Genomic DNA, 23046 nt, shown 5'->3' with positions numbered 1-23046 from the left:
TATGTGTAAATGATAATTGATCTCATTATCGTTTGGGTGCATTATGCGCGAAATTTATTAATTTAGCGTATGGATTTGTTTTATTTATGAAAGCGTTTGTGTTGTTAGCTTTTGTTCTCGCCTTTTCGGGAGGAGTTGGTGCTTCGGATCAGTTCTCTTGGCTAAGGGATGATTCACGTAGTGCTAGCGAAGTACTCAATTATCTTAATAAACAGAATGATCAAACTCAGCTTTATCAAGAACGCGTTCGATCTCTGAGTGAATCCTTACAACAAAATTGGCAAGACCATCGTCCTGCGCGTGCTGATAAACCATGGAAAGAAATCGGTGGATTTGAGTATGCGATCCAAAATCGTAACAATGGGAGAGTATTACTCTCTCGACAAGTTGGGAGTGCAAATTCAGTTGAGTTGCTCAACATTGACACTCGCTCTGTTGGTTTTGACTACTATCAGCTAGGAGGTTGGGCCCTAAATTCAAGTAAAACAAAGCTCGCGATTGCAGAAGATGTAACTGGGTCAGAGCACTACCAAGTCAGTGTTGTTGATCTTCAAAGTCGTCAAGTGACACCAGTAGCTCAAAATGTAGACAGTTCGATTGCGTGGTCGAAAGATGGTCAGTCTCTGTATTTAATTCAGCTTGAACAACACACTTCGAGACCGTATGCGTTAACCCTAAATTTCTTAAGCGAGTCCAAGCCAATCCGCTTAATCGAAGAGCTAGATCCCGCTTGGTTGCTTTCGTATTACCTTTCCAGTGATAAGCAATTTGCTGTGGTTCAGGCAAACAGTGAAAACGCCAGCGAGCAACGTTTACTAAATCTTGATACAGGTGAGATTTCCAAACCACTTTTGTCACGTAAAGCGGGAGTGGAATACTACGTTGATGTTGCGGGTTCAACCTTGTATGCCAATAGTAACCATACCCGTAATGATTTCGCTTTTTACTCAGCTCCACTCAGTCAGGCTGCACAAGTAATTCAGTGGCAAACGATCTATGCACCTAATGACGATTCCAGAATCAGTAACTTTTATCTGTTTGAATCCGGCGCTGTGGTTGTTAGCCAAAGTGGTGCGTTTCAGTCTCTAAACTTTCTCGACAAAGATAATCGTTATCGTTCAAGCCAGTTATTGGCTGACGTGGGCCAAGTTGCTTGGGTAAGCCAAGTGGGCGACTACCAAAGTAACAAATTGCACATTCGCAGCATGTCTCTGACTCAGCCTGCGAAGTGGGTCCGGTTGAATACTGATACTTTACAACGAGAACGCTTCTCTCAAGACCATTACCCTCAATACCAACAATCAGCGTATCAAACCGAGCAAGTTATGGTGAATTCTGGTGGGGTAACGATTCCAGTCACTTTGGCTTATCGCAAAGACAAATTGATTAAGACCACACCAGTGTTTTTGTATGGATACGGGGCTTATGGCATGACGATGAAGCCCTATTTCATGCCACAAATTATTAGCTTACTTGATGAAGGTGTTATTTATGCAATTGCACATGTTCGTGGGGGCGGGTTTTATGGTGAGTCTTGGTATCAAGCCGGTAAGGGGATTAAAAAAGAAAATGCCATCTTGGATTTCATCGCAGTTGCTCGTGATTTGACAGCATACAATCTTGGTAAGCGCCCTATTTATGCGATGGGTGGAAGTGCTGGTGGCACTCTTGTTGCTGCAGCTTTAAATCAAGCTCCTGACTTGTTTGATGGTGCTGTCCTTAAAGTGCCATTTGTTGATGTTGTTAATAGCATGTCTGATTCTGCATTACCTCTAACAGCTCAGCAGTACGGTGAGTGGGGCAATCCAAACATTGCCGATGAATTGAAGGTAATGCAGCAATATGACCCTTATCTAAATCTTAGCGAACAAAATTACCCACCGATATTGATTCAAGTTGGCCTCAATGATCGCCGCGTTCCCTATTGGGAAGGGGCTAAGTATTACGCAAAATTAAGCGAGCTAACGACTGGAAGTGGGCCTTATCTATTGTCGACAAACTTTACTCAAGGACATTCGACAGACAGACGAAAATCCTTAGCACAACAAGCGTTTGAATACGCATTCCTTTTATCACTTACCCTGAAAGACATTAAAGCGGAGCAGTAAATGAAGCTTTCCCCCCTATCAGCGGCAGTACTGAGTGTACTTGCTGCCAACGTCGTGTACGCCGAATCTGAGGTTTACCACTTTGAAGAGGTGCTCGTAACGGCGAACAAAATAGAGCAACCGTTATCTGAAGTAGCAGGTTCAGTTGCCGTGATCACGGGTGAAGACCTAGAAAAAAAAGGCGCAACAGAACTTTACGACGCAATAAAGAGTGAACCTGGAGTCAGTGTTTCTGGGGGGGCAGGACGACCGCAAAACATTACTATTCGCGGTATGACAGGTAACCGGATTTTGATTGTAAAAGACGGGATAAAATCTGCTGATGGTTTTGGGGCTAATGACATCAACGACAAAATAGGGCGCAACTCATTCGATATGTCGAACCTCGACAGTATTGAAGTCATCAAAGGTGCGAGCTCGTCTGTGTATGGGTCCGGTGCGATTGGTGGTGTTGTGGTTGTGAGATCTAAAAAGCCGGGAGACTACCTCGACGACAAAGATTTCTATAGTGACGTCTCTGCAACCTATACCGGTATCAGTAATAAATACAAAGGCGCGACAAATCTTGCTTTCCGTTCAGGCAAGTTCGAAAGCTTGGCCAATCTTTCTTATTGGGAAGGTGAAGAAACCCGTAATTTTGATGAAGACCTATATAACCGAAGTATCGATGGCGTCGGTGGTGGTTACACCCTGAACTACTGGTCAAGTGACGCCTTAATGCTCAAAGGTAATGTTGAGTATTACAAAGAGAATTCAAGTCGTAAAGAAGGGTCTTCTAAGATCCAAAAGGACGGCAAATGGGACACTGAAGATTTTGACCAACAGTCTTCTACCGAGACGTTCTCTGCGTATGCGGGGTTTGAGTACCTACCTGCCAATACTTGGTTTGAGGAATTAGATGCCAAGATCTATTGGCGTGATATGACTAATGAAGATACCACCAATCGTTTGATGTCTCGAACCAACAATAACGTTTCTGAGTTACGTAGAACGATTGATGTTCGTGGTTTTACGGATCAGCTTCTCGGTGTAAACGCCGATTTTATTAGCGCATTCCAACATCAAAACATGAGCCATACCTTGTCTTATGGCGTGAGTATGGAAACCAACCTCCATGAGCGTCCAAGTCAATCTTCTGTTTTAGATTGGAACGGAGTGTCACTTAACGCGGATGTCCCTTTTGCTCCAGCCCGCTCGTACAACTTTGCCGCTTTTATTCGTGACGCGATTGAAATTGACCATTGGACTGTGACGGCAGGAGCCCGTGTTGATTTACACCAGTTGAAACCTGAATCACAGAGCACAATCAATGGCTACGAAGTGAAGGAACAAAATTCGAACGAGTTTTCTCCTAGCTTATCGGTTAGCTATCAGTTAACAGACTCGCTAAATACCTACCTTTCGTACAACCACGGCTTTAGAGCACCGGGTTATGACAAAATTTATGGTTATCAGAACCATGATTTTGTCCCAATTACCCCATTTGTCATTGTGCCAAATATGGACCTTGAGGCTGAAACCAGTGATTCGTTTGAACTGGGCAGTAAGTTTGATAATGGACAAACACAGCTATATGCGGCTGTTTTCTATCAGAAGTTCGATAATTTTATCGACGTTAAACAGGTCACGTTTGTGCCGGACCCAAATACAGGTAACTACTACAAGCAGTATCAAAACGTAAATGGAGTCGAGACGTATGGCATTGAAGCATCTGTCGCACACCATTTAAGCGAATTTTGGAGTGTGAATACAAAAGTCGGCTATGTTGATGGAGAAGATGAGGATGGAGAAAAAGTTCGCACACTAACGCCTTGGGAAGGTAATGCCGGCATTGCTTATGACAACAATGCATTATCAGCGTATGCACAGGTTAATTGGGCACAAGCGATGGGCAACGTGCCTCAATGTGAAGATGATTTAGGTATCGTTACTGACTGTGCGACTACTTCTGGCTGGGCGAGTGTTGACCTTGGTGTAAGTTACTCTTGGACCTTTGGTTTGGATGTCAGCGCCAACGTTATCAACCTTTTCGACAAAGAATACATCCGTTACCAAGATGTCGCGGGCATAGCTGATAGTAATAAAGTTTACTCTACAGAACCTGGTCGTTACTTCACCGTTAACGCCAAGTATGCGTTTTAAGGAGGACATATGAAAAAGAGTCCTCTATACCTTGCTTTGTTGTTGGTTTCAGCAACAAGCAGTGGCGCCGAGTGGGATTACCCTCTCGGTAATACTGTTGTATCAACGCAGCAGGAAGCCAAAGCGTATTTAGAACAAGCTTACCCAGAGGTCGGTACGCTGAGGTTTCGCTATCAAACGCAGTCTAAGTTGGGACATCACTACAACTTCGACTTATTGATCGAAGGTGAGTACCAACAACAGAAATCTGTGGTCCTATCCACTAATTCTGACGAGCAGGTTTCACGCGTTTTCAGAAGCTTAGAAAATACCGTGTTACTCAACGGAAATCCGACAACGGCTGCTGAGCTGGAAGCTCCTCGCTTATTAGAAGCAGAGCGTGCGCCGAGCTTAAGCAGTGGGCAAATTTTTGCGACGCATGTGAATGTGTTCAGTCCTGATTTGAGAACCATGGACAGAGCTGAGCCACCAGTAAGTTTGCTAACTGATGTGAGCCAATACCCAAGTCTCCCACATTACATGCAAGCCGATGTCGAGGTGTTGGATCATAGTGATGGAATTTACCTTACCAATGCTCGTGTATCTCAGGTCGACGCAGCGGCCTTATATTCGATTGACTCCGACTCAGGTGCTGTCATAAACCGTGACAGTTCAAACTTTCTCGCAGCTGAAGGTGTTACAAAGTTTGCCGATCTGAACGAGCTGCAAAATGTGGATTGGCAAGATGTGCGATTCCTACAATTGATGGTATTTGCTCATCTAGATCAGTCTTTACGCTATATCAGCAGCTTGGGCTTTGATCTGTTTGATGCCCCTCTTGAGTTCGATGGCAGAGGTTTATCTGCAGATAACTCGACGTATTATTATGGTTCCAAAGCGGCTTTGTTTGGTATTGGCGGTGGCTCACCTGATGCATTAGATGGTGATGTGATTCTGCATGAGCTTGGCCATGGGATTCATTATCACATCGTAAAAGATTGGGCTTACGGCCATACAGGTGCCATCGGTGAAGGGTTTGGAGACTACTGGGCGGGTAGTTTTAGCTTTCGTACTCAGTATGAAAATGCACAGACGCGAGGGCAAGAGTTCGAGATTGATACTGTCTTTAACTGGGATGGTTACTTTGGGGTAAGAAATACCACTCGTAGCCTATGGAATCAAAGAGCACGTTACTTTAGACAAGCGGAATATCGTCCTCATGAAAGTGTTGCTGGTGAACTAGGGGATGAGCTTTGGTCAACGCCTTTGTTCCAGGCTCTGAAAGCATCGGTTGAACAGTATGGAGAAGTGGCTTTTAAAGAGTTCGATTCAATCGTACTCGAGTCTATGTACGGGCTAGGTCGTGGATTGAAAATGCATGACCTAGCTGAGAGCACACTGTTTGTGGCTCAACAGCTATATCCAAATCGAGATTATGCCGAAATATTGAAGCAAAAATTTGATGTGCATGGGTTGATCATCGAGCCCTTTAAGGTAGAGGTCGCTGATCGATATATTGATCCAAATAAGCCGTTGACGATTGAGTTGTACCCGACGTTAAGACAGGCTCAAGTGGATGGCCAAATCAATATTTCAGAATTGGTGAAGTCGTTCGTTAGCGATCCGGTTGATCAATTGTCGATAGAGGCGACGCTTCCGAAAGGCGAGATGTGTGGATCTTCTGTTGCTATGAATACGAGTGTCGATTACCGATACAACGATGCCCTCAAATCACAAAATTGGCAGCACGATTTGTCTCTTGTATATGGCTTACCTGTACTCGAATCTGATATCAAAGAAGTAAACAGTTACCTTCCTGATAGCCGGTTTAGCTCGACTAATCAGCCGATCGTTGGCTTTAAAACATTCAATTTCACTCTAAATGGAACGGCTCAGGTCGCAGACGAAAATTTTGGTATGTATTTAGATATCGAACACCCTCGTTTAAGCGATTTAGTGGTCACTCTGATTTCACCGAAGGGAACACGGGTCGATTTACTTAACCATAAGTCGACGCGATTTTCTGGCTTTGATGGTTACTTCACGCTCAAGCATGACTCGGTTCTTGATTCGTTTAAGGGTGAGCCTATTAACGGGTCTTGGCGTTTAGAAATCGCCGATTATGTGAATGGTGAAACTGGGAACCTAAAGCGTTGGGGACTCGGCACTATTTCGAAATACGAATGTGGTGAAACGACGACTTCACCTCAAGAACCAACCGTTGCGAGTAGCTCTTCTGGTGGTTCAGCTTCACTCATATCAATTTTATTTATGTCCTTGATCTCGTTCGGCAGGTCATTTGGTACGCGTTACTTGTCTCTGATGGCAAGGCTCTTTAAAAACAAAACAAGAAGATAACTCTATGAAACCTCAATTGACAATTTTGGCCATCTCTTTGGCTCTTGCTGGCTGCGGTGGTTCGGGCAGTTCCGATACCTCTGCATCAGCTGCACCAACCTATACCGTGTCAGGTACAGTGACAGCACAGAATGTAGATTTACAAAGCAAGGTCTGCGCAGACATAAATCAAAACTACATGTGCGATAGCGGGGAACCAAGTTCTACAGCCAACGCGAATGGCGAATTTAGTATCACCAGTACTAAAAAGTCGATTTTATCTGTGCCTTTGTTAGCTCAGGTGGACACAGGGATTGCAGCTAATAGCACGAGCGGTTCTGCATCTTCTTACGCTTATATTGCTGCTCCCGGTCTTCAAAAAAATACTGGAAATGAGATTAATGGTATCAGTTCACTATTGGCGGGTTATGTCGCAGACGGGTTAACGGTAGCTGAGGCAAACAACAAATTAAAAGCGCAGTTGGCGAAAAGTGGCATTACGATCTCTGGCGATATCCAAGACGATTTATCTGCATCTGAACTCGCGAGTCTGGAACAAAATGTCGTATCAACAATTAAGGCGTTTAAGCACTCTAATCGCGCGTTCATGCTGGCTCAATTGAGTGCGAAATTTGATAAGAGTGCGGCCGATTATGTGGGTGGAGTACTAGATAATGACCAAGTTACTGCTTTTGCAAATTTCCTCGAAGGAGAGCTAAAAGCTGCGACAGCATTGAATGATACGGGTGTTTTACGCTATTTCTCAGATATCGATGACACACAAAATGTCGTTGAACCACAGAGTTCATTCCCAGGTCAAGATGCAGAATACGGATTTGATAAAACAGAGCTGAATGCCAATACCGGCAATGGTTTCCAGTTCGCAAAGCTAGATTCAAATGGCCAGGTGCTTGCTGATGATGCTGCGGAGTGGTCTTGTGTTTTGGATCAACGCAGTGGTTTGATTTGGGAGTCGAAAACGGATGATGAAAGCTCTATTCAACATAAAGATCGCATATTAGCGCTTGAGTTACCCGGAATAGTAACGCCTTACGATCAAGATGTTGATTTAGCGACGTGTAAAACGAAAGGTGATGCGATATGTACCACTCAAGATTACGTTGAACATATCAATGCAATGAACTTATGCGGCAAGTCAGATTGGCGCTTACCAACGTTCCATGAATTCTACAACGTGCTCGACTTCGGTGAGACAGAAACCAACTCGGACGGTGAAGTTTATGGTTTAACTTACAAGTACTTCCCACATCAAACCCTTGGTATTGACTATACAACTTACACTGGCTCGGTATGGACTCAATCCATAACTTATAGCCAATACACAAATGGCGCTGTTGAAGGTGGCTTCTATTATAACGAGATTGGAACACAAGGCTCAGATAGAGGAGTTGTTGGTTCTATAGAGATCTATTCAGGTGATGTTGATTCTTCAGATAATTATGACTCGTACCAATTTCCAGTTCGTTTAGTTTCACTACAAGGTCAATAGATATGAAAAATTTACTCTCCATCACTTTAATGGCTCTGTTTTCTGCGGGTGCAATGGCACAAGAGTGCAGTTTAGATATGGAAAAATCGGCGCCGAGCACGCGTTATGTCGCGAATGATAATGGGACGTTTAGCGATGAACTGACAGGATTAACTTGGATGCGTTGCCAGCTGGGCAAAACTTGGGATACGAAGACATTAGCTTGTAGTGGGCCAGCTGAAACGTACCACTGGCAGAGTGCGCTTGCTATGGTTGAATCAATTAATGACCAGAGTGGCAGCCATGCGTTGCATCAGTTCGGTGGTGAAAAAGAGTGGCGCATGCCAAACATCAAAGAGTTAGTGTCATTAAAAGAAGTGGCTTGCCACTCTCCAGCAATAAGTCACAAGGTGTTTGGTGAGACGTTTAACGTTGAAGCTGGAAACTTAGCTTCGTTTATATGGAGTTCAACTCCTGCGAGTGATGGTCAGAGCGTGATGACGTTTGATTCGATTAATGGTGAGGTTTACCAGTACAACGCCGCACAATATAAATTTAGCGTCTTATTAGTTGCAGAATGATTTAGTTCTTAATGCGTAAATAAAAAGGCCGTGGTTTTCCACGGCCTTTTAGGTTCTGGTATATAGGTCTTAACTTAGATCTTGAAGCTTAGACCTTGAAGCTTACACCTTAAACCCTATACCTTAAAATAATCCAACTGCTGCTTTTGCTGCTCGGCTAAGTTAGATAGCTCGTGGCTCGCTGCTGCGGCTTGGGTAATACCGGTTACGTTTTGGCTTACCAAGCTGTAGATGTTTGAGATATTACGGTTGATATCTGCAGTCACTTGGCTTTGCTCTTCTGCAGCAGAGGCAACCTGAGTGTTTATTTCTGTCATGTCGGTTACTGAGTTAGCAATACCTGAAAGGGCCGCGCTTACCTCGCCCGAGAGCGTTTGGTTGTGCTCTAACATAGACAGTGAGCTGCTCATGCTTTCATTAGCGTTGCCCGATTGAACCTGCAAGCCTTCGATGATCGCTTGGATCTCTTTGGTTGAATCTTGTGTGCGGGCTGCCAGCATTCGAACTTCATCGGCTACAACTGCGAAACCACGGCCACTTTCACCTGCGCGAGCTGCTTCAATTGCCGCGTTAAGCGCAAGCAGGTTGGTTTGCTCAGAGATGCTTTGAATCACCTCTATCACTTTGCCAATTTGTTCAGAATGCTCTTTTAGCGTGCCTACAACGTTTGCCGCTTCGCTAAGCTGAATCGCCATTTGCTCGTTAGCTTGGTTGCTCTCATTAAACAAGCTCATACTGTGCGTCGCCATTTCGTCGGCTTGCTTAGACGCTGAATCGGCTTGTACCGCATTCTCGTTAACGTGTGCTGCTGTGCTCTCAAGTTGGTTCACGGCAGAAGCAACTTGCTCCACTTCCTGCTTCTCTTGGTCTGAGTTAGCACTTGATTGCGTCATTACTGCAGCTAGTTCTGTCGACGCAGATGCAACTTCAATACTGATTCGAGACAGTGAACTTACCGTGTCACGCAATTGCTCAACTGATTTGTTTACGTCTTGGGCAAGGCGCGATATCTCGTTGTCGCCATGTTCTTCGGCTTTTACTAACAGGTTACCTTTTGCTACTTCACGCATCGTTTCTTGAATATTGCTCAGAGGCTTAACAATGATGCCAGCAAGTGTCCAGCTGATGACTAATGCGATTGAAAGAATCACTAACAGTGCGATGGTCGCCGTATCCAGTGTGCTGGTGTGTTGTTGGCCGTTGATGTCGACTTCTTGAGTGGCAAGCAGGTTTAGCTTTTTAGAAAGCGTATTGATTGCCTGCACCATGTCATTACCCGCGTGACGGTATTGGTCAATTGCGATCTGGTAGCGATTATCAAAGTCAGAAGATAGCGCTGTATTGCCATGTTTTGCTCTTAATAGAGGAAGTATGGTGGTGCGAGAGAAGTCGACGTAGTGATTCATCGCCTTACGCATTGCTGCGACTTCGTCTTGCATCCCTGCCACTGTGTTTAATGAATCTAATAGACGCGCATTTTGGTCGCGCTTTTGATTTAGTGTCTCAACTAAGGTTTTCACATCGTCTGCATTAAATAAGCTGTAAATCGCTTTGATGCGCATGCCGTAGCTGTTGTCGACGATCTCGCTAAGTTCTTCTTTATGTAGAATTAGCTGATCTGTAGCTGTTGATATATCTTTAAAAGCATTTTCCAGTTTGTCACCACCGATAATGACACCCGTCAAAAGTAGTACGACGGAAAAGAGTACTGGAATAAGGATTTGAATCTTTATAGATAAGCCACTGAGAAGTTGTCGCATGTATTGTCCTTCTTTGAATAAGTAAATGAGCAGAAGCAATTGTTATTATTGTTATTAGCCAGTGATTCTAACTATTGAGAATGACAATTCAATCAGTAATAGATGCTATTTTTATATATGCGATAGGTATTTCATAAATTCTGATTATTTATCGTACAAACAAGTCTTTAGCCATTTTTAAGGTAGGGTTATTTAGCACAGAACCTTGTGTGGTATTAGGTAATAAAAGGGATGGCGAGATATTGAGCGGTTTGGCTTAAATAGGTTGGAATGAATATTCAGTGCCTATGAGTGAGGCTAATTTATTACTTCAAGGTTATTTGGTAGGGGGAAAACAAGAAAATAAGTTGTAGTTGTCATATAGGCTTCAATTAAGTGAAACACAACTGTCACATTCAGATTCTAAAGTGGGCACCGTTCAAGCAAAACACAACATTACGGCAATTACGCCACTAAAGGAAATTTGTGATGAAAAAGACAGTTATCGGTGCAATCGCTCTTCTAGGTGCACTAACAGTGACTCCAGCTTCAGCTAAAGAAACTATTTCAGCAGTTGGTTCAAGCAGCGTGACTCCACTGATGGAAGTTTTCTCTGAAACATACATGAAAACGAATTCAAACGTATTTATTGAAGTACAAGGCCCTGGTTCTTCTGCTGGTGTAAAAGCGGCTAAGAATGGCAGTGCAGATTTAGGTATGTCTTCTCGTAACCTTAAAGACGACGAGAAAGAAACAACACTCGTTGAAGAAGTTGTTGCTCGTGACGGTATCGCAGTTGTCGTTAACCCGAAGAACGGCCTTGAAGGTTTAACAGCTGAGCAAGTAACGGCTATCTACAAAGGCGAAGTAACAAACTGGAAAGATGTTGGTGGTGCAGACAAGCCAATCGTAGCAATCACTCGTGATACAGCGTCAGGTACTCGTGGTGCATTCGAAGACATCATGTCTCTAAAAATGAAAATTTCTGGTACAAAAGTATCAGCAATCTCTCAGCGTGCTCAAGTTGCAAATGGTAACGGCGCACTAAAAACAATGGTTGCATCTAACCCTTACGCAATCGGCTACATCTCTCTAGGTACAGTAGATAGCTCAGTTAACGCGCTTTCTATTGACGGTACTGAAGCATCTGTAGACAACGTTAAGAACGGCTCTTACAAAGTAGCTCGTCCTTTCCTAGTACTTTACAAAGAAGGCAAGCCTTCTGCTGAAGCTCAAAAATTCCTAGATTGGATGCTAACTGACGAAGCTCAGTCTCTTGTTGAGAGCAAAGGCTACATCGCAGTTAACTAATCTAAACCTAAATTAATAATATTGCTCAGCCTACCTTTTCAGGCTGAGCCTTTTCTATCCCACTTCGAGTTAATCCTACGCTCACGTAGCGTGTTAAGGATTATCGATATGTGAGACTTGTTATGACCATCGCAACGAATAGTGAACAGCTTATGAATAGCGAAGCGACTCAACTGAAACGCAGCTTACGTCAAAAGAAGCGTGTAGATTGGAAAGAGCGTATTTTTCACGGCTTATTTCTTACAAGCGCAATTATCGGCATTGTATCTCTTGCTGTTATTGCTTACTTCATCGTTAGAGAAAGTATCCCTGCATTCCGCGAAGCGGGCCTATCTGGCATCGTTTTAGGGCAAAACTGGCTACCACCAGCACTTTACGGTGTTGCTACCATGATTGTGGCATCTGTCGTATCGACATTAGGTGCGGTAGTGGTTGGTGTACCAATTGGTGTTTTAACGGCAATCTTTATTGCTGAAATCGCGCCAAAGCGTCTAGCGGATATCATTCGCCCTGCCGTTGAATTGCTAGCGGGTATTCCTTCGGTAGTTTACGGCTTCTTCGGCCTAGTCATTATCGTTCCCCTGATTCAAAACGTATTTCAAGTGCCTGCGGGTAACACGATCTTGGCTGGTATCATTGTACTGGGTGTGATGATCCTTCCGACGGTAATCACGGTTTCTGAAACATCAATCCGCGCGGTACCAAGAACGTATAAAGAAGGCTCTTTAGCGTTGGGTGCTTCAAAGGTTTTTACCATCTTCAAGCTTCTCGTTCCTGCTGCTCGTTCTGGCATTATGACGGGTGTGATTCTTGGTATTGGTCGTGCGCTAGGTGAAACAATGGCAATCATCATGGTGATGGGTAATGCACCAGCAATGCCTGAAGGTATCTTAGATTCAGCTCGTACACTAACCGCAAACATTGCGATTGAAATGTCTTACGCAAGTGGCATTCACGCAAGTGCACTATACGCGACGGGTGTTGTTCTTCTTGTCTTCATCATGTCTCTTAATGCGATTCTCCTTTACTTGAACCGTGAGAAGGCGAGGTAAACATTATGTCTTTAGAAAATAACGTAACACCTCAAGCTAATCCTACGAATTCTCAAGGTAAGACGATGAATAAAGTCGCGTTAAAGAAAGCTCGCGCACGTAAAGATGCCGTGTTAAGCGGCTTCATCTGGGCTGCTGCCGCTCTAACTGTGGGCTTCTTGTTCTGGATTATGTGGTACATCCTTTCTAACGGCCTACAGCACGTTGATTGGACATTCATTACTGACGACTACACTCGTACTGGCGATGAGCACGGTATTTTTCCGATGATCATCTCTACTATCTATATGGTTTTTGCTTCAATAGCGGTTGCCGCACCACTGGGTATCATGACGGCAATCTATTTGACTGAATACGCAAAAGTGGGTAGTAAACTTGTTAAAATCATACGTTTTTGTACTGAGTCATTAGCGGGTATCCCGTCGATCATCTTCGGTTTGTTTGGTATGACATTCTTCGTAGCTATCTTAGGTTTAGGTTTCTCTATCCTATCTGGCGCGTTGACATTGAGTATCCTGATTCTTCCTGTGATTATTCGTACCACTGAAGAAGCATTAATGGCAGTATCTCAAACTTATCGTGAAGGCTCATATGGTTTAGGTGCATCTAAAATCTACACGATCTGGCGTTTGATTCTTCCAAGTGCAATGCCAGGCATCATCACTTCAATTATTCTGAGTATTGGTCGTGTTATTGGTGAATCAGCACCCGTATTCCTGACCGCTGGTATGGTTGCTCGTATCCCAGATTCATTGATGGATTCTGGCCGAACACTAACTGTTCACTTATATAAGCTAACCACAGAACTGTTTACCATTGAAGAATGGAATCAAGCATACGGCACAGCAACAGTACTGATTGTTCTTGTACTGCTGATCAACACATTTACCAAGTTGATCGCAAGACGTTTTAATACTGCAACTTACTAAGCAGGGTTTTCTTGAGCTAAATGAGCTCTTAAAACAAACACAGTACAGACTTTGACGAATTACGAGATTATGAACATGAACAAATTTAACATTAAAGACCTAGACCTTTTTTACGGCGATAATCAAGCACTTAAATCAATCAATTTACCAGTGCCAGAGCGTCAAGTTACCGCTTTGATTGGCCCATCTGGTTGTGGTAAATCAACGTTATTGCGTTGTCTGAACCGCATGAATGATCTCATTGAAGGTGTGAAGATTACTGGTCTTCTTGAGATGGATGGCACCAACATTTACGGCAATATTGATGTTGCAGACCTGCGTATCAGGGTGGGTATGGTTTTCCAAAAGCCAAACCCGTTCCCAATGAGCATTTACGAAAATGTCGCTTACGGCTTACGTGCTCAGGGTATTAAAGATAAAAAGCATATTGATGAAGTAGTTGAAAGTTCGCTTCGTGGAGCTGCATTGTGGGATGAAGTGAAAGATCGTCTTAAAGCTCACGCATTTGGTTTATCTGGTGGTCAACAACAACGTCTGTGTATTGCTCGCACGATCGCGATGCAACCTGACGTGATTTTGATGGATGAACCAACCTCAGCCTTGGATCCAATCGCGACTCACAAGATTGAAGAGTTGATGGAAGATCTGAAGAAAGATTTTACTATCGTTATCGTAACGCACTCAATGCAACAAGCGCGTCGTATTTCAGACCGTACTGCTTTCTTCCTTATGGGCGAGCTTGTAGAACACAACGAAACGAGTGTTATCTTCAGCGAACCAAAAGATGATCGTACTAAAGGTTACGTAAACGGTGACTTTGGTTAATTGATTATTCAAGTGCTGTATTTGACCTTTTGTTTTAGCTGTCAAATACCAGAGCACGCTAACTGAAACGCAGGTTAGATAATCGAATCGATCGACAGAATTATCACTATAACTATAAGCGATGGAAGTTTTGCCCCACTTTACGTGGGGCTTTTTTATGTCTTTATAACAGCCCCAATGTCGATGAGATTTTGGGCAGGAAATCCCATTTTTGTAGTCCTTCTCATGCTTGTGATAATGTTAAAAGTGAAATTGCGACCCGCTTAACATCTCATTTTTAGTTATATTGATTGCATATCAAGGCTTCTGTATTTTTGCTTTATTCTTTATAGCCAATGGACGGAAGCTGTGCCTGTTAAAGCCTTTGCAAAACAAATATCTGCTACGCGCGACCACCGTTTATTGGCTGAATCTCTTTTTGATTACCTTGTCGAGGTACTGACTCCTAAAGGGGTTGGAATATTTTCTGAGCCAACGACGAAAAGCGGCTTTTTACCAATGTTCTCCTGTGGTGAATTAACCTCTCTTGCAAACTATCCCTCAACCTTTTGGCCTTGGGTTTCACAATTTGACACCGCCGACGGTGTACTTCCTATGGCAATTAATACGTGTAAGTGGGAACACATGGATGTATTGGGTGGTGAGTCATTTATCATGATGCTTGATAATGCGCCTGCCTGTAGAACTTATTTAATTGTTCAAAATTGCAATGCAGAAAAGGTCAATCAAACTTTTGACCAAGGGCTTGATGTCCTTCAGCTAGCCGCCGCGCGTTGGCAGTGTATTCGAGCAGAAAAGAATGCTGCCACTGAGATAAAACACAGAGACACACGTGAGGCTCAATATCTCGATGAGATTAAGTTACGTGAGTTGTTTGTCGATAACATGAAATTGGTCCATCAGGTAGCATTAGACCTCTCTAACCCTGAATCTTTAGATGCGCTGTATAAAGCTTCAGTCGAGGCGGTTCGAGATAGGCTTGGGTTTGATCGTGCGATTTTCATGTTACTTGATATGAAAAAGCGCTGCTTTAGCGGGACGTATGGTACTGATGAAGCAGGGATGACAAACAGTGAGCATCATACTCAGTACGACTTGCATCAGTTAGAAGCAGAATACATAGAGGCATTGTCGGACAACCACACCAATTTGGTTATCATTGAACAAGCTCCCCTCTATACAGAAGGAAAAGTGGTCGGGCAGGGCTGGAATGGCATGCTTATCTTGCGCGAAGGGGATAAACCTGTGGGCTGGATCGCGATGGACAACTACATCCACCGTTCACCCATTACCAATTATCAAAAACAGATGCTCGAGTCATTTGGTTCACTTCTTTCTCAGATCTACATTCGCAAACGCCAAGAGCAGAACATACGGATGCTTCATTCAAGCATGGTTGAGTTATCTCGTTGTGATACTGTCAGCGAAGTGTGTAAGTCAGCGGTAAGTTTTGCTATTCAGCACCTAGGCATCGACCGACTGGCTGTTTTTCTCACCGATAAAAATTGCAGTTACATGCAAGGTACTTGGGGCACTGATATTAAAGGCGATATTGTCGATGAGTCTTACTACCGCTCTGAGCTTGTGGAGCGTGATATTGTTGCTGCCGCTCGGGCCTGTCCGAATCAAGTTGCCTTTGAAGAGTCAGTTCCTATCTATCACGACTTCAATATTGTGGGTGTCGGTTGGACGGCCATGACCATGCTCACCACCAATACGGGCGATCCGATTGCGTTCATTGCGGCAGATAACTTACTGACCCGAAGCCCTTTAACGTCACAATTACGCGAAGTGATACGTATCTTTGCCTCTAGCCTTGCTGAAGTATTGCAAAGAACGATGGCACAAGAGGAGCTTAAAAAGCTCAATGAGACACTTGAACAGGAAGTCAGCAAACGAACTAAGGAGTTGGAGTTGGCGAACGAACAGTTGGAAGTTATTTCTAAGCTCGATCCTCTGACTCGCCTTGGTAATCGCCGTATGTTGACTCAGGTTTTAGAGGACTTGAATTGTGACGAGCAGGGTGTATTTGCCACACAACAAGATGTCACATTTGGGTTGATTCTCGTCGACCTTGATCATTTTGGTTTATACAACAGTGTCTATGGCCACACTGAAGGTGACGCTGCTCTGCGTACGATCGGTAAAATATTGAACGATCATGTATACAGCGATAAAGAAACTTTCTGCCGAATTGGAGGCGAGGAGTTTATGTTATTGATGATCGGAACCAGTCATGCGACAACCAAGCAGCGAGCTGAGTCGATTCGTCGATGTATTGAAGAGGCGAAGATCCTCCATTGTGAAAGTACTACCAGCCAATATTTAACTGCGTCTGTCGGTTATGCGTCGATCACCTCTGATCAACACCAGTTCGACTTCGATCTATTGTATGGAAAGGCAGACAAGGCCTTGTATCAAGCTAAAGATTCAGGGCGAAATAGAATTGTCTCTGCTTTAAAGCGAAGAAAGGTTGCGACGCCACTGACTTAGTGTGGTATTTATTTTCTCCGCTCTTAAAAACGAATGAAGCCGTGATGATCACAATGTGGTCATCACGGCTTCGTTCTTTTTTACTTACTTAGATTTTCTGCTTAACTAGCGTTCTGCTTACTTAGATCGCTAGTTAATTAAAGCCTTTCTAATGTGCTCTTGTGTGCTTTGCTCAACATGCGTTTTGGCTTCTTAACTGCTTTGATTGCTAAAGCTGGATCCCATGACTGACTTGGTGCCCCAGCTTCTGCATATAGGCTTTGGTTGAGCTTGTTGAGCTCGGCTTCGATTGTTTCTAACGTCTCACCACTTAAGTTTGAGTTTTCTGTTTTCCATTGCTCAAACAAGGTTCTCGTCATCACCCCATCTTTCGCTTTCAGTACGGTAATCAGCGCTTCGGCTGTATCGGATTGACGTTCATCTTGGTGCTTTAGTTTTACTGCGGTACCGCGGTGTGACCAGAAGTACAACGCAACTGCAGAGCTGATTAACCACAAGGCAACGAACAGCGCAGTTAGGTACGGCCATATTCCTGGGTTATCAACGGTAACAATCGTCGGGCTAGCTTGTTGAGTTGGTGTCTCCATAACAGGAGCTGGCGAGCTTGAGCTAGCGCGTTCACTTGCCTGAACCGACAACTCAAGACCAAGAGCTTTACTGGTTTCTTGTGATTGTGAGTCTGTGTTAAACCAAGCTTGAGAAACATCAGGCAGAGAGATGCTTCCTGGTTCCTTAGGGATTAGTACCTGCTTATAGACAACGACAGCATCACCGGATTGGGTGGTGCCAAATTGAGGCTTCTCTTCATAAACACGTACCGATTTAGGGTAGGGAATGTTCAGCTTTGGCAATTGGTGCTGGGTTAAATTACTGGCTGTCATGGTGATGGTTCGAGTTAAAGAATCACCCGCTTCCATTTCAAGTGGTTTGTTATCAATGCCTAAACCTTGGTTACGTGTTAACTCGTTACCTTGGCTATCTGACCACTTCTGAATCAACTTGAAGTTCGATGTTGGTAACCACTCACCTTGATAGCCTTTTGGTACCGGGTTCACTGTGACATCTAAGGTTTCAACGGGCGTGTCGAGTTGGAAAAGGCGCGTTGTGCTTGAGTTGTTGGTTGAGTAAACAACAGCACCGGTTAACTTTGGCCCTTGAAGCTGAAATTGACCTGCTTGCTGTGACGATATATGGAAAGATTGCTGAACAACCGTGACTTCTTGTCCGTTGATAACATCTTGAAATTGCTTAGACTCTCCAATCGGTTCCACGTCCAATTGCGCTGAACTTGGTGGCGCAATTTTAGGATCTTGAAGTCTTCTCGGATCAGCCTTAATGATGAGTTTTACATCAAGCTCCGCGACCTCTTGAGGGTATAGCGAGTCTTTACTCAGGTTAAGTTGAAACTCGGCCATATCACTCTGCTTTGGAGCGGATTTATTAACCGAAACGTTGATGGTGATCGGTTGGGTTTTTGCGCCGTCAATATCAAAGCTAGGTATCTCAAATCGGCCTAATCGAAGTGGGGCAAGGGTAATATTCCATTCGCTAGACACCGAACGGCTGCCATTTACGATTCGCATCGACGACCCAAATCTTGGGGTGCTGACGTAGAAATCCTTCTGAAGGGGGGATAGATCTAAAGCACCGGACGATACTTTTTCATCGGTCGCCACTCTAAGTAGGAAGACTTCATCTTTGGTCACACTGTTTTGCGAAACGCTCGCAACAGCGGTTGCTGCGAATACAGAATGTGACGAGAAAGCACCGATTAACAGTGTCAGTAGTATTGATAAAAATGGCTTGTTTAAAAATTGCATGGTTACCACTTTTTGTTTTGGTTGTTAGGAGCACTTTTTTGTCGTGCTTGTAGAATCATTTGCGCTTTAAGCAGTTGGCTCGGATCTCGAGCGCTTTCTACTTGCTCAAGTTTTCGCATATCAGGATCGCTCGATATAGGCTGACCTGACACTTGTGTTGCGGCTTGTTGAGCATTGCTATCATTGTCATCCTTTGCAGCTTTTTGTGCTTGTGTAGTCTGAGATGCTGAGTCACCTTTGTCCTGTGGCTGTTTATCTGCTTGATCCGGTTTGTTTTGTTGCACAGCTTGCTTGTCGTTTTCTTCATCCGTCTTGGAATCAGAGCGGTTATCAGCTTGGCTTTCACTTTGATCTTGGCTGCCGCTTTGACTTTGCGACTTCCCATTATCAGCAGAGCTTTGTTGTTGATCCTGCGAGCTTTGCGAAGAATCATTTTTCTGACCTTGCTGACCTTGCTGACCTTGCTGGTTTTGGTCTTTCTGGTCTTTGGATTCAGAATCGTCTTGCTGTTGCTGTTGCTTCTGGGCCTGTTCGACGATTTCTAGGTTCTTCTTCGCGTAAGCATGTTCAGGGTTGCTTTCGAGAATACGTTGATACTCTTCAATCGCTTGGTCGTACTTGCCTTGCTTTGCTTGCGCATTGGCTAGGTTGTAGTGAGCATCTTCGCCAGAAAGACCTTGTAGCGTCTGTTCGGCCGCTTCGAAATCACCGGCTTTGTATTGCGCAATGCCTTTCCATTCTTGCTGTTCGAAGTGTTCTGCGGCTTGTTGAAAATCCTCATCTTGATACAACTGATAACCCACTTGGTCATCGGTTTTCCAAGGGTTCGCAAACGCAGTATTCGGTTGGCTGAACGAGACAAGCACAGCTAGGCCACACCAAATGACCCCTTTTCGAAATAGCCCAAGTGCAGGAAGTAACAGAAACGGCAATAGCCAGAAACCGTTGTTCACTCTGGTATTGAGTGAGTTATTGGTCTTGGTGACTTCTGATGTCGTAGCAATTCGGTCGAGATAATTCGCAATGTGCTCAACATCTGAGTTATCAAATTGAACCTCAGTAAAAGTGCCACCATAGCTGCGTGTAAGCTCGCGCATGTTATTTAAGTTGGTTCTTGCGACCACGGTTTGTCCTGAGTCGGTTTTCAGCATCGAGCCGCTTGGTAGAGATATCGGCGCACCACTTTTCGTCCCTACCGCTAGAATCGACAGTGTCCAATTGCTCCCCGAGAGTAGGGAATCGATCTCTTGCTTCTCTTGGTCGTCGATATCATCCGCAATCAACACCAAGTCGCCGTGGTAGATATGAGCACGAGTCATCATCTCAATGGCGAGTGTGACTGCTGACGTAGCATCACCGCCTTGGAATGGCATGATATCCGGAGATAGGTTAGGAACTAAGTTCTTGATGGTGTTGATGTCTGACGTTAGCGGACTAATGGTGTAAGCATCCCCAGCGTAGGCCACCATTCCTGTTAGGCCTTCATTCCATAATGAAAGCAGGTCCAAAGCTTTATATCGTGCCTGTGTTAAACGGTTCGGTTTAATGTCTGTGGCGTACAGAGACATCGACATATCCATTATCACAACTCGCGCCTGCGTTTTTTCAAAGCTTGGTTGTTCGTTTTTTTCAAAGCTTGGTCCAGCTAACGCAATAACGCCGACCAGCCACCAAATACCGAAATAAGTACTGCGGTTTTTCGATGGCTTGCTCGATTCAGGAGCCAAATAGTGGGCGATGTGTGACGCTAATAACCCTTGCTTGGATTGTCTTTTGCTAAGCCACCAAATAGCGGGCAGCGCGGCAAGCGCCAAGAACCAATAAGGGTAGATAAAAGTAAAGTTAGACATTGTTTCTCCTAATGGCTAACAGCATAAATGCGAAGAACATTGCCGCAGACAGTGGCCATACGAACCACTCTTGTTGCGGTCGCCATATCTTAGTGGCGTTCGTCACGGGCTCTAACTGATTGATGGTGTCGTAAATCGTTGCCAGTTCTTTGCTGTCTCGCGCTCGGAAGTATTGACCGCCAGTGCGTTTGGCGATTTCAATTAACGTACGTTCATCTAGGTCTTGAGCGGTATTGACCTTACGAGTCATGAAGAACTCTTTGACCATCATTTCACCCGCACCGACACCTACGGTGTAAATCGTCGCGTCGTATTTCTTTGCAATATCCGCGGCTTCTAGTGGGTCTAATACCCCGGCCGTATTACTGCCGTCACTGAGTAGAATCATTACCCGCTGAGGCGCATCGCTATCGACAAAGGTTTTGGTAGCGAGGCCAATTCCATCACCGATCGCAGTTTGAGTACCAATCAGCTTTAGCACAGCCTGATTGAGTTGTTGTGAAAGCGTATCTCTGTCTAGCGTAAGCGGGGTCTGCAAGTAGGCGTGATCAGCAAATAGTACCAATCCAACTCGGTCACCTTTGCGTCGCTCAATAAAGTCACTCAATACATGTTTCACTGCTGATAAGCGATCGATGTATTCGCCATTGAATTGCATGTCTTCTTGGCTCATTGAGTAGGAAAGGTCGACAACCAACATCAAATCACGGTGTTTCGGCTGAAACTCAACCGGTTCACCGTACCAAACGGGGCGTGCCATGGCCGTTACCAATAAAAGCCAGGTGATGACCGATAAGGCTTTAGGTAAGCGATTGCTCGGCGTTTTGGTATTGCTGTCCTCGGGCAAAAATGGAAGCCTTAGAGCGCTGCTTGATTCTGATTTTGGTGAGAATAGGTAAACGAGAAACGGCAGTGGCGCGAGGAAAAACATCCACCACCAAACGAATTCAATATTTAGTAAGCTCTTGTTTAAAAGATCAGTCATAACGACCTCGCTTTGGAGGAAGGGCTTTACGAAGCCAGTTTTCGCAGTCATTAACCAATTGCTGTTGAGCCTTTTTCTGTTCGTCGTTCATTAAGGGGGCATCTTGGTAGAGTGCTTGTTGCCATTGCGATTGTTTTGCGGCGAACAACGGTTTCGCCAATTGCGCATCTAAGAACGCCAACCAATCATCACCAGATAAGCCTGCCACTTTTTCGCGTGGGAAATAGCTTAGTGCTGCCTGACGAACGACGTCTTGAGCTGCACTCGGAGACAAGGTATTTGAAGGCTGACTATTACGAAAGCAAGCAAGTGCTTCGTTCTTCGCGCGTTGGTTCTTTTGTCTGCGTTTTACAATGAAAAACACGAAGGCGATCAGAACGATGCCCGCGATAATTACCGCCCACCAGCCCCACGCTAAAGGCCACCAAGTCGGTGCATCTGGCGCAATGACTGGGCTTAAATCTAAGGACTGATTCATGACTGAGACCCTGATATCTGGCTCATTAGTGACTGCGCACTAGACAGAGAGCTATATGGTATCGCGAGAGATAAACTAAGTTTCTGCAACTGCTGCTTCTTTAATGAAAACGCTTGGTTAAGCTTTTCCTTTTCTTTATTGGAAGAGAAGTTGAACCACTGAGTTTTGTCGCCATCGGTCACCTGTTTAGATCCTTTGTAGGTAGTTTCACCTTGCTCCAAAGGGTCGTAAAAATGAACTAGACGCACTCTATTGTGCCTGCGAATTTGGCTGATAAGTGAGTAGTCACTTTCTCGGTAACGGACGAAGTCACTAAGGATAATAATATCACTGCCTTTTGGACAGAGCTGTTGTAGAGACTTCAGCCCATGATCTAAGGTTGTGTCGCTGTGATTGTCTTGGTTGGTCAGCGCTGCGTTATTGATTTCTATGACTTTTTGTAAAATACGCAGTGGAGCATGGTTGCTAGCACTCGGTTTAATCTCAATGATCTCTTGGCCAGTATCTATCACTGCACCAATACGGTCTTTTTGAGCGACGGTTAACCAACAAAGCTGGCTGGCAAAGTGCGCGAGTTGAACCGATTTAAGCAACAAGGTTGAGCCGAAAATCATACTGCTCGACAGATCTAAGAACAAAATCACAGGCTGTTCTCTTTCTTCAGAAAACAGTTTGGTGTGTGCCTTCCCTGTTCGAGCCGTTACGCGCCAATCAATGCTGCGGATGTCATCGCCCGCCTGATATTGACGAACCTCAGAGAAGTTCATCCCGCGACCTTTACGGTTGCTCTCGTGTTGACCGTTAAGCTGCGACCAAAGACTCTTGGCTGGAGGCAACCATCGAACAGACTGCGCTTTGTATTGCAGCAGTTCGTCCAGATTCAACGTGACACCGTCACTATGGTTGGGTAGTTGATTATTCATCCGCG

Annotated in this window: 16 protein-coding genes; 10 read left to right on the top strand and 6 right to left on the bottom strand. The window is 44.5% G+C overall.

Going from position 1 to position 23046, the window contains the following annotated elements; translation table 11 throughout:
- Positions 1–86 precede the first annotated feature (86 nt).
- From OCV36_RS23100 to OCV36_RS23080, 5 genes are read left to right on the top strand one after another with little or no spacing between them, the layout of a single operon-like run.
- On the top strand, positions 87–2108 hold the full coding sequence (locus tag OCV36_RS23100) for a prolyl oligopeptidase family serine peptidase (protein ID WP_135454396.1): 2022 nt from the start codon (positions 87–89) through the stop codon (positions 2106–2108).
- Entirely contained in the window at positions 2109–4250 is a 2142-nt protein-coding gene (locus tag OCV36_RS23095) for a TonB-dependent hemoglobin/transferrin/lactoferrin family receptor (RefSeq protein ID WP_135454398.1), read from the top strand. It begins immediately after the preceding gene.
- Between the two features lie 9 nt (positions 4251–4259).
- Positions 4260–6587, top strand: a complete 2328-nt coding sequence (locus tag OCV36_RS23090; protein WP_135454400.1) for a proprotein convertase P-domain-containing protein — start codon at positions 4260–4262, stop codon at positions 6585–6587.
- Between the two features lie 4 nt (positions 6588–6591).
- Positions 6592–8076: an Lcl domain-containing protein gene (locus OCV36_RS23085; RefSeq protein ID WP_135454402.1), complete on the top strand. Its 1485-nt coding sequence runs from the start codon at positions 6592–6594 to the stop codon at positions 8074–8076.
- Positions 8077–8078: 2 nt separating this feature from the next.
- Positions 8079–8636, top strand: a complete 558-nt coding sequence (locus OCV36_RS23080) for an Lcl C-terminal domain-containing protein (RefSeq protein WP_135454404.1) — start codon at positions 8079–8081, stop codon at positions 8634–8636.
- 116 nt (positions 8637–8752) lie between these two features.
- Here the strand turns inward: OCV36_RS23080 and OCV36_RS23075 are convergent, their stop codons facing one another.
- On the bottom strand, positions 8753–10396 hold the full coding sequence (locus tag OCV36_RS23075; RefSeq protein ID WP_135454406.1) for a methyl-accepting chemotaxis protein: 1644 nt from the start codon (positions 10394–10396) through the stop codon (positions 8753–8755).
- A gap of 468 nt (positions 10397–10864) precedes the next feature.
- Between OCV36_RS23075 and OCV36_RS23070 the strand changes: the two genes are divergently transcribed.
- The 5 genes from OCV36_RS23070 to OCV36_RS23050 all read left to right on the top strand — a co-directional run bounded on the left by OCV36_RS23070 (position 10865) and on the right by OCV36_RS23050 (position 16985).
- Positions 10865–11686: a phosphate ABC transporter substrate-binding protein gene (locus OCV36_RS23070; protein WP_135454408.1), complete on the top strand. Its 822-nt coding sequence runs from the start codon at positions 10865–10867 to the stop codon at positions 11684–11686.
- Positions 11687–11808: 122 nt separating this feature from the next.
- The gene (gene pstC / locus OCV36_RS23065; protein WP_017074662.1) at positions 11809–12738 is read left to right on the top strand and encodes a phosphate ABC transporter permease subunit PstC; all 930 of its coding nucleotides are present in this window, start codon (positions 11809–11811) and stop codon (positions 12736–12738) included.
- Between the two features lie 65 nt (positions 12739–12803).
- A complete protein-coding gene (gene pstA / locus OCV36_RS23060; protein ID WP_135454473.1) occupies positions 12804–13667 on the top strand; it encodes a phosphate ABC transporter permease PstA in 864 nt (287 codons plus the stop codon).
- 75 nt (positions 13668–13742) lie between these two features.
- Positions 13743–14492, top strand: a complete 750-nt coding sequence (pstB, locus tag OCV36_RS23055) for a phosphate ABC transporter ATP-binding protein PstB (protein ID WP_017074664.1) — start codon at positions 13743–13745, stop codon at positions 14490–14492.
- 348 nt (positions 14493–14840) lie between these two features.
- Positions 14841–16985: a sensor domain-containing diguanylate cyclase gene (locus tag OCV36_RS23050; protein ID WP_135454410.1), complete on the top strand. Its 2145-nt coding sequence runs from the start codon at positions 14841–14843 to the stop codon at positions 16983–16985.
- 137 nt (positions 16986–17122) lie between these two features.
- Here the strand turns inward: OCV36_RS23050 and OCV36_RS23045 are convergent, their stop codons facing one another.
- From OCV36_RS23045 to OCV36_RS23025, 5 genes are read right to left on the bottom strand one after another with little or no spacing between them, the layout of a single operon-like run.
- Positions 17123–18805, bottom strand: coding sequence for a BatD family protein (locus tag OCV36_RS23045; RefSeq protein WP_135454412.1), 1683 nt, complete (start codon positions 18803–18805; stop codon positions 17123–17125).
- Positions 18806–18807: 2 nt separating this feature from the next.
- Positions 18808–20655, bottom strand: coding sequence for a VWA domain-containing protein (locus OCV36_RS23040; protein WP_135454414.1), 1848 nt, complete (start codon positions 20653–20655; stop codon positions 18808–18810).
- Complete coding sequence (locus OCV36_RS23035; RefSeq protein WP_135454416.1) at positions 20648–21640, bottom strand: vWA domain-containing protein; 993 nt, start codon at positions 21638–21640, stop codon at positions 20648–20650. The genes OCV36_RS23040 and OCV36_RS23035 overlap by 8 nt, the downstream gene beginning before the upstream one ends.
- A complete protein-coding gene (locus OCV36_RS23030; RefSeq protein WP_135454417.1) occupies positions 21633–22118 on the bottom strand; it encodes a DUF4381 domain-containing protein in 486 nt (161 codons plus the stop codon). Before OCV36_RS23030 ends, OCV36_RS23035 begins: the two co-directional genes overlap by 8 nt.
- Entirely contained in the window at positions 22115–23041 is a 927-nt protein-coding gene (locus OCV36_RS23025) for a DUF58 domain-containing protein (protein WP_114634743.1), read from the bottom strand. Before OCV36_RS23025 ends, OCV36_RS23030 begins: the two co-directional genes overlap by 4 nt.
- Positions 23042–23046 lie beyond the last annotated feature (5 nt).

Origin of the sequence: Vibrio echinoideorum (genome assembly GCF_024347455.1) — a bacterium.
In the GTDB taxonomy this organism is placed as follows: Bacteria; Pseudomonadota; Gammaproteobacteria; order Enterobacterales; family Vibrionaceae; genus Vibrio; species Vibrio echinoideorum.
Note: the sequence above shows the minus strand (reverse complement) of the source record. Positions and strands in the feature narration are given on the sequence as shown.

Excerpts from the sequence above, each read along its gene's own strand:
- OCV36_RS23100 (WP_135454396.1), top strand. The coding sequence starts at position 87 with ATGAAAGCGTTTGTGTTGTTAGCTTTTGTTCTCGCCTTTTCGGGAGGA.
- OCV36_RS23095 (WP_135454398.1), top strand. The coding sequence starts at position 2,109 with ATGAAGCTTTCCCCCCTATCAGCGGCAGTACTGAGTGTACTTGCTGCC.
- OCV36_RS23090 (WP_135454400.1), top strand. The coding sequence starts at position 4,260 with ATGAAAAAGAGTCCTCTATACCTTGCTTTGTTGTTGGTTTCAGCAACA.
- OCV36_RS23085 (WP_135454402.1), top strand. The coding sequence starts at position 6,592 with ATGAAACCTCAATTGACAATTTTGGCCATCTCTTTGGCTCTTGCTGGC.
- OCV36_RS23080 (WP_135454404.1), top strand. The coding sequence starts at position 8,079 with ATGAAAAATTTACTCTCCATCACTTTAATGGCTCTGTTTTCTGCGGGT.
- OCV36_RS23075 (WP_135454406.1), bottom strand. The coding sequence starts at position 10,396 with ATGCGACAACTTCTCAGTGGCTTATCTATAAAGATTCAAATCCTTATT.
- OCV36_RS23070 (WP_135454408.1), top strand. The coding sequence starts at position 10,865 with ATGAAAAAGACAGTTATCGGTGCAATCGCTCTTCTAGGTGCACTAACA.
- pstC (WP_017074662.1), top strand. The coding sequence starts at position 11,809 with ATGACCATCGCAACGAATAGTGAACAGCTTATGAATAGCGAAGCGACT.
- pstA (WP_135454473.1), top strand. The coding sequence starts at position 12,804 with ATGAATAAAGTCGCGTTAAAGAAAGCTCGCGCACGTAAAGATGCCGTG.
- pstB (WP_017074664.1), top strand. The coding sequence starts at position 13,743 with ATGAACAAATTTAACATTAAAGACCTAGACCTTTTTTACGGCGATAAT.
- OCV36_RS23045 (WP_135454412.1), bottom strand. The coding sequence starts at position 18,805 with ATGCAATTTTTAAACAAGCCATTTTTATCAATACTACTGACACTGTTA.
- OCV36_RS23040 (WP_135454414.1), bottom strand. The coding sequence starts at position 20,655 with ATGTCTAACTTTACTTTTATCTACCCTTATTGGTTCTTGGCGCTTGCC.
- OCV36_RS23035 (WP_135454416.1), bottom strand. The coding sequence starts at position 21,640 with ATGACTGATCTTTTAAACAAGAGCTTACTAAATATTGAATTCGTTTGG.
- OCV36_RS23030 (WP_135454417.1), bottom strand. The coding sequence starts at position 22,118 with ATGAATCAGTCCTTAGATTTAAGCCCAGTCATTGCGCCAGATGCACCG.
- OCV36_RS23025 (WP_114634743.1), bottom strand. The coding sequence starts at position 23,041 with ATGAATAATCAACTACCCAACCATAGTGACGGTGTCACGTTGAATCTG.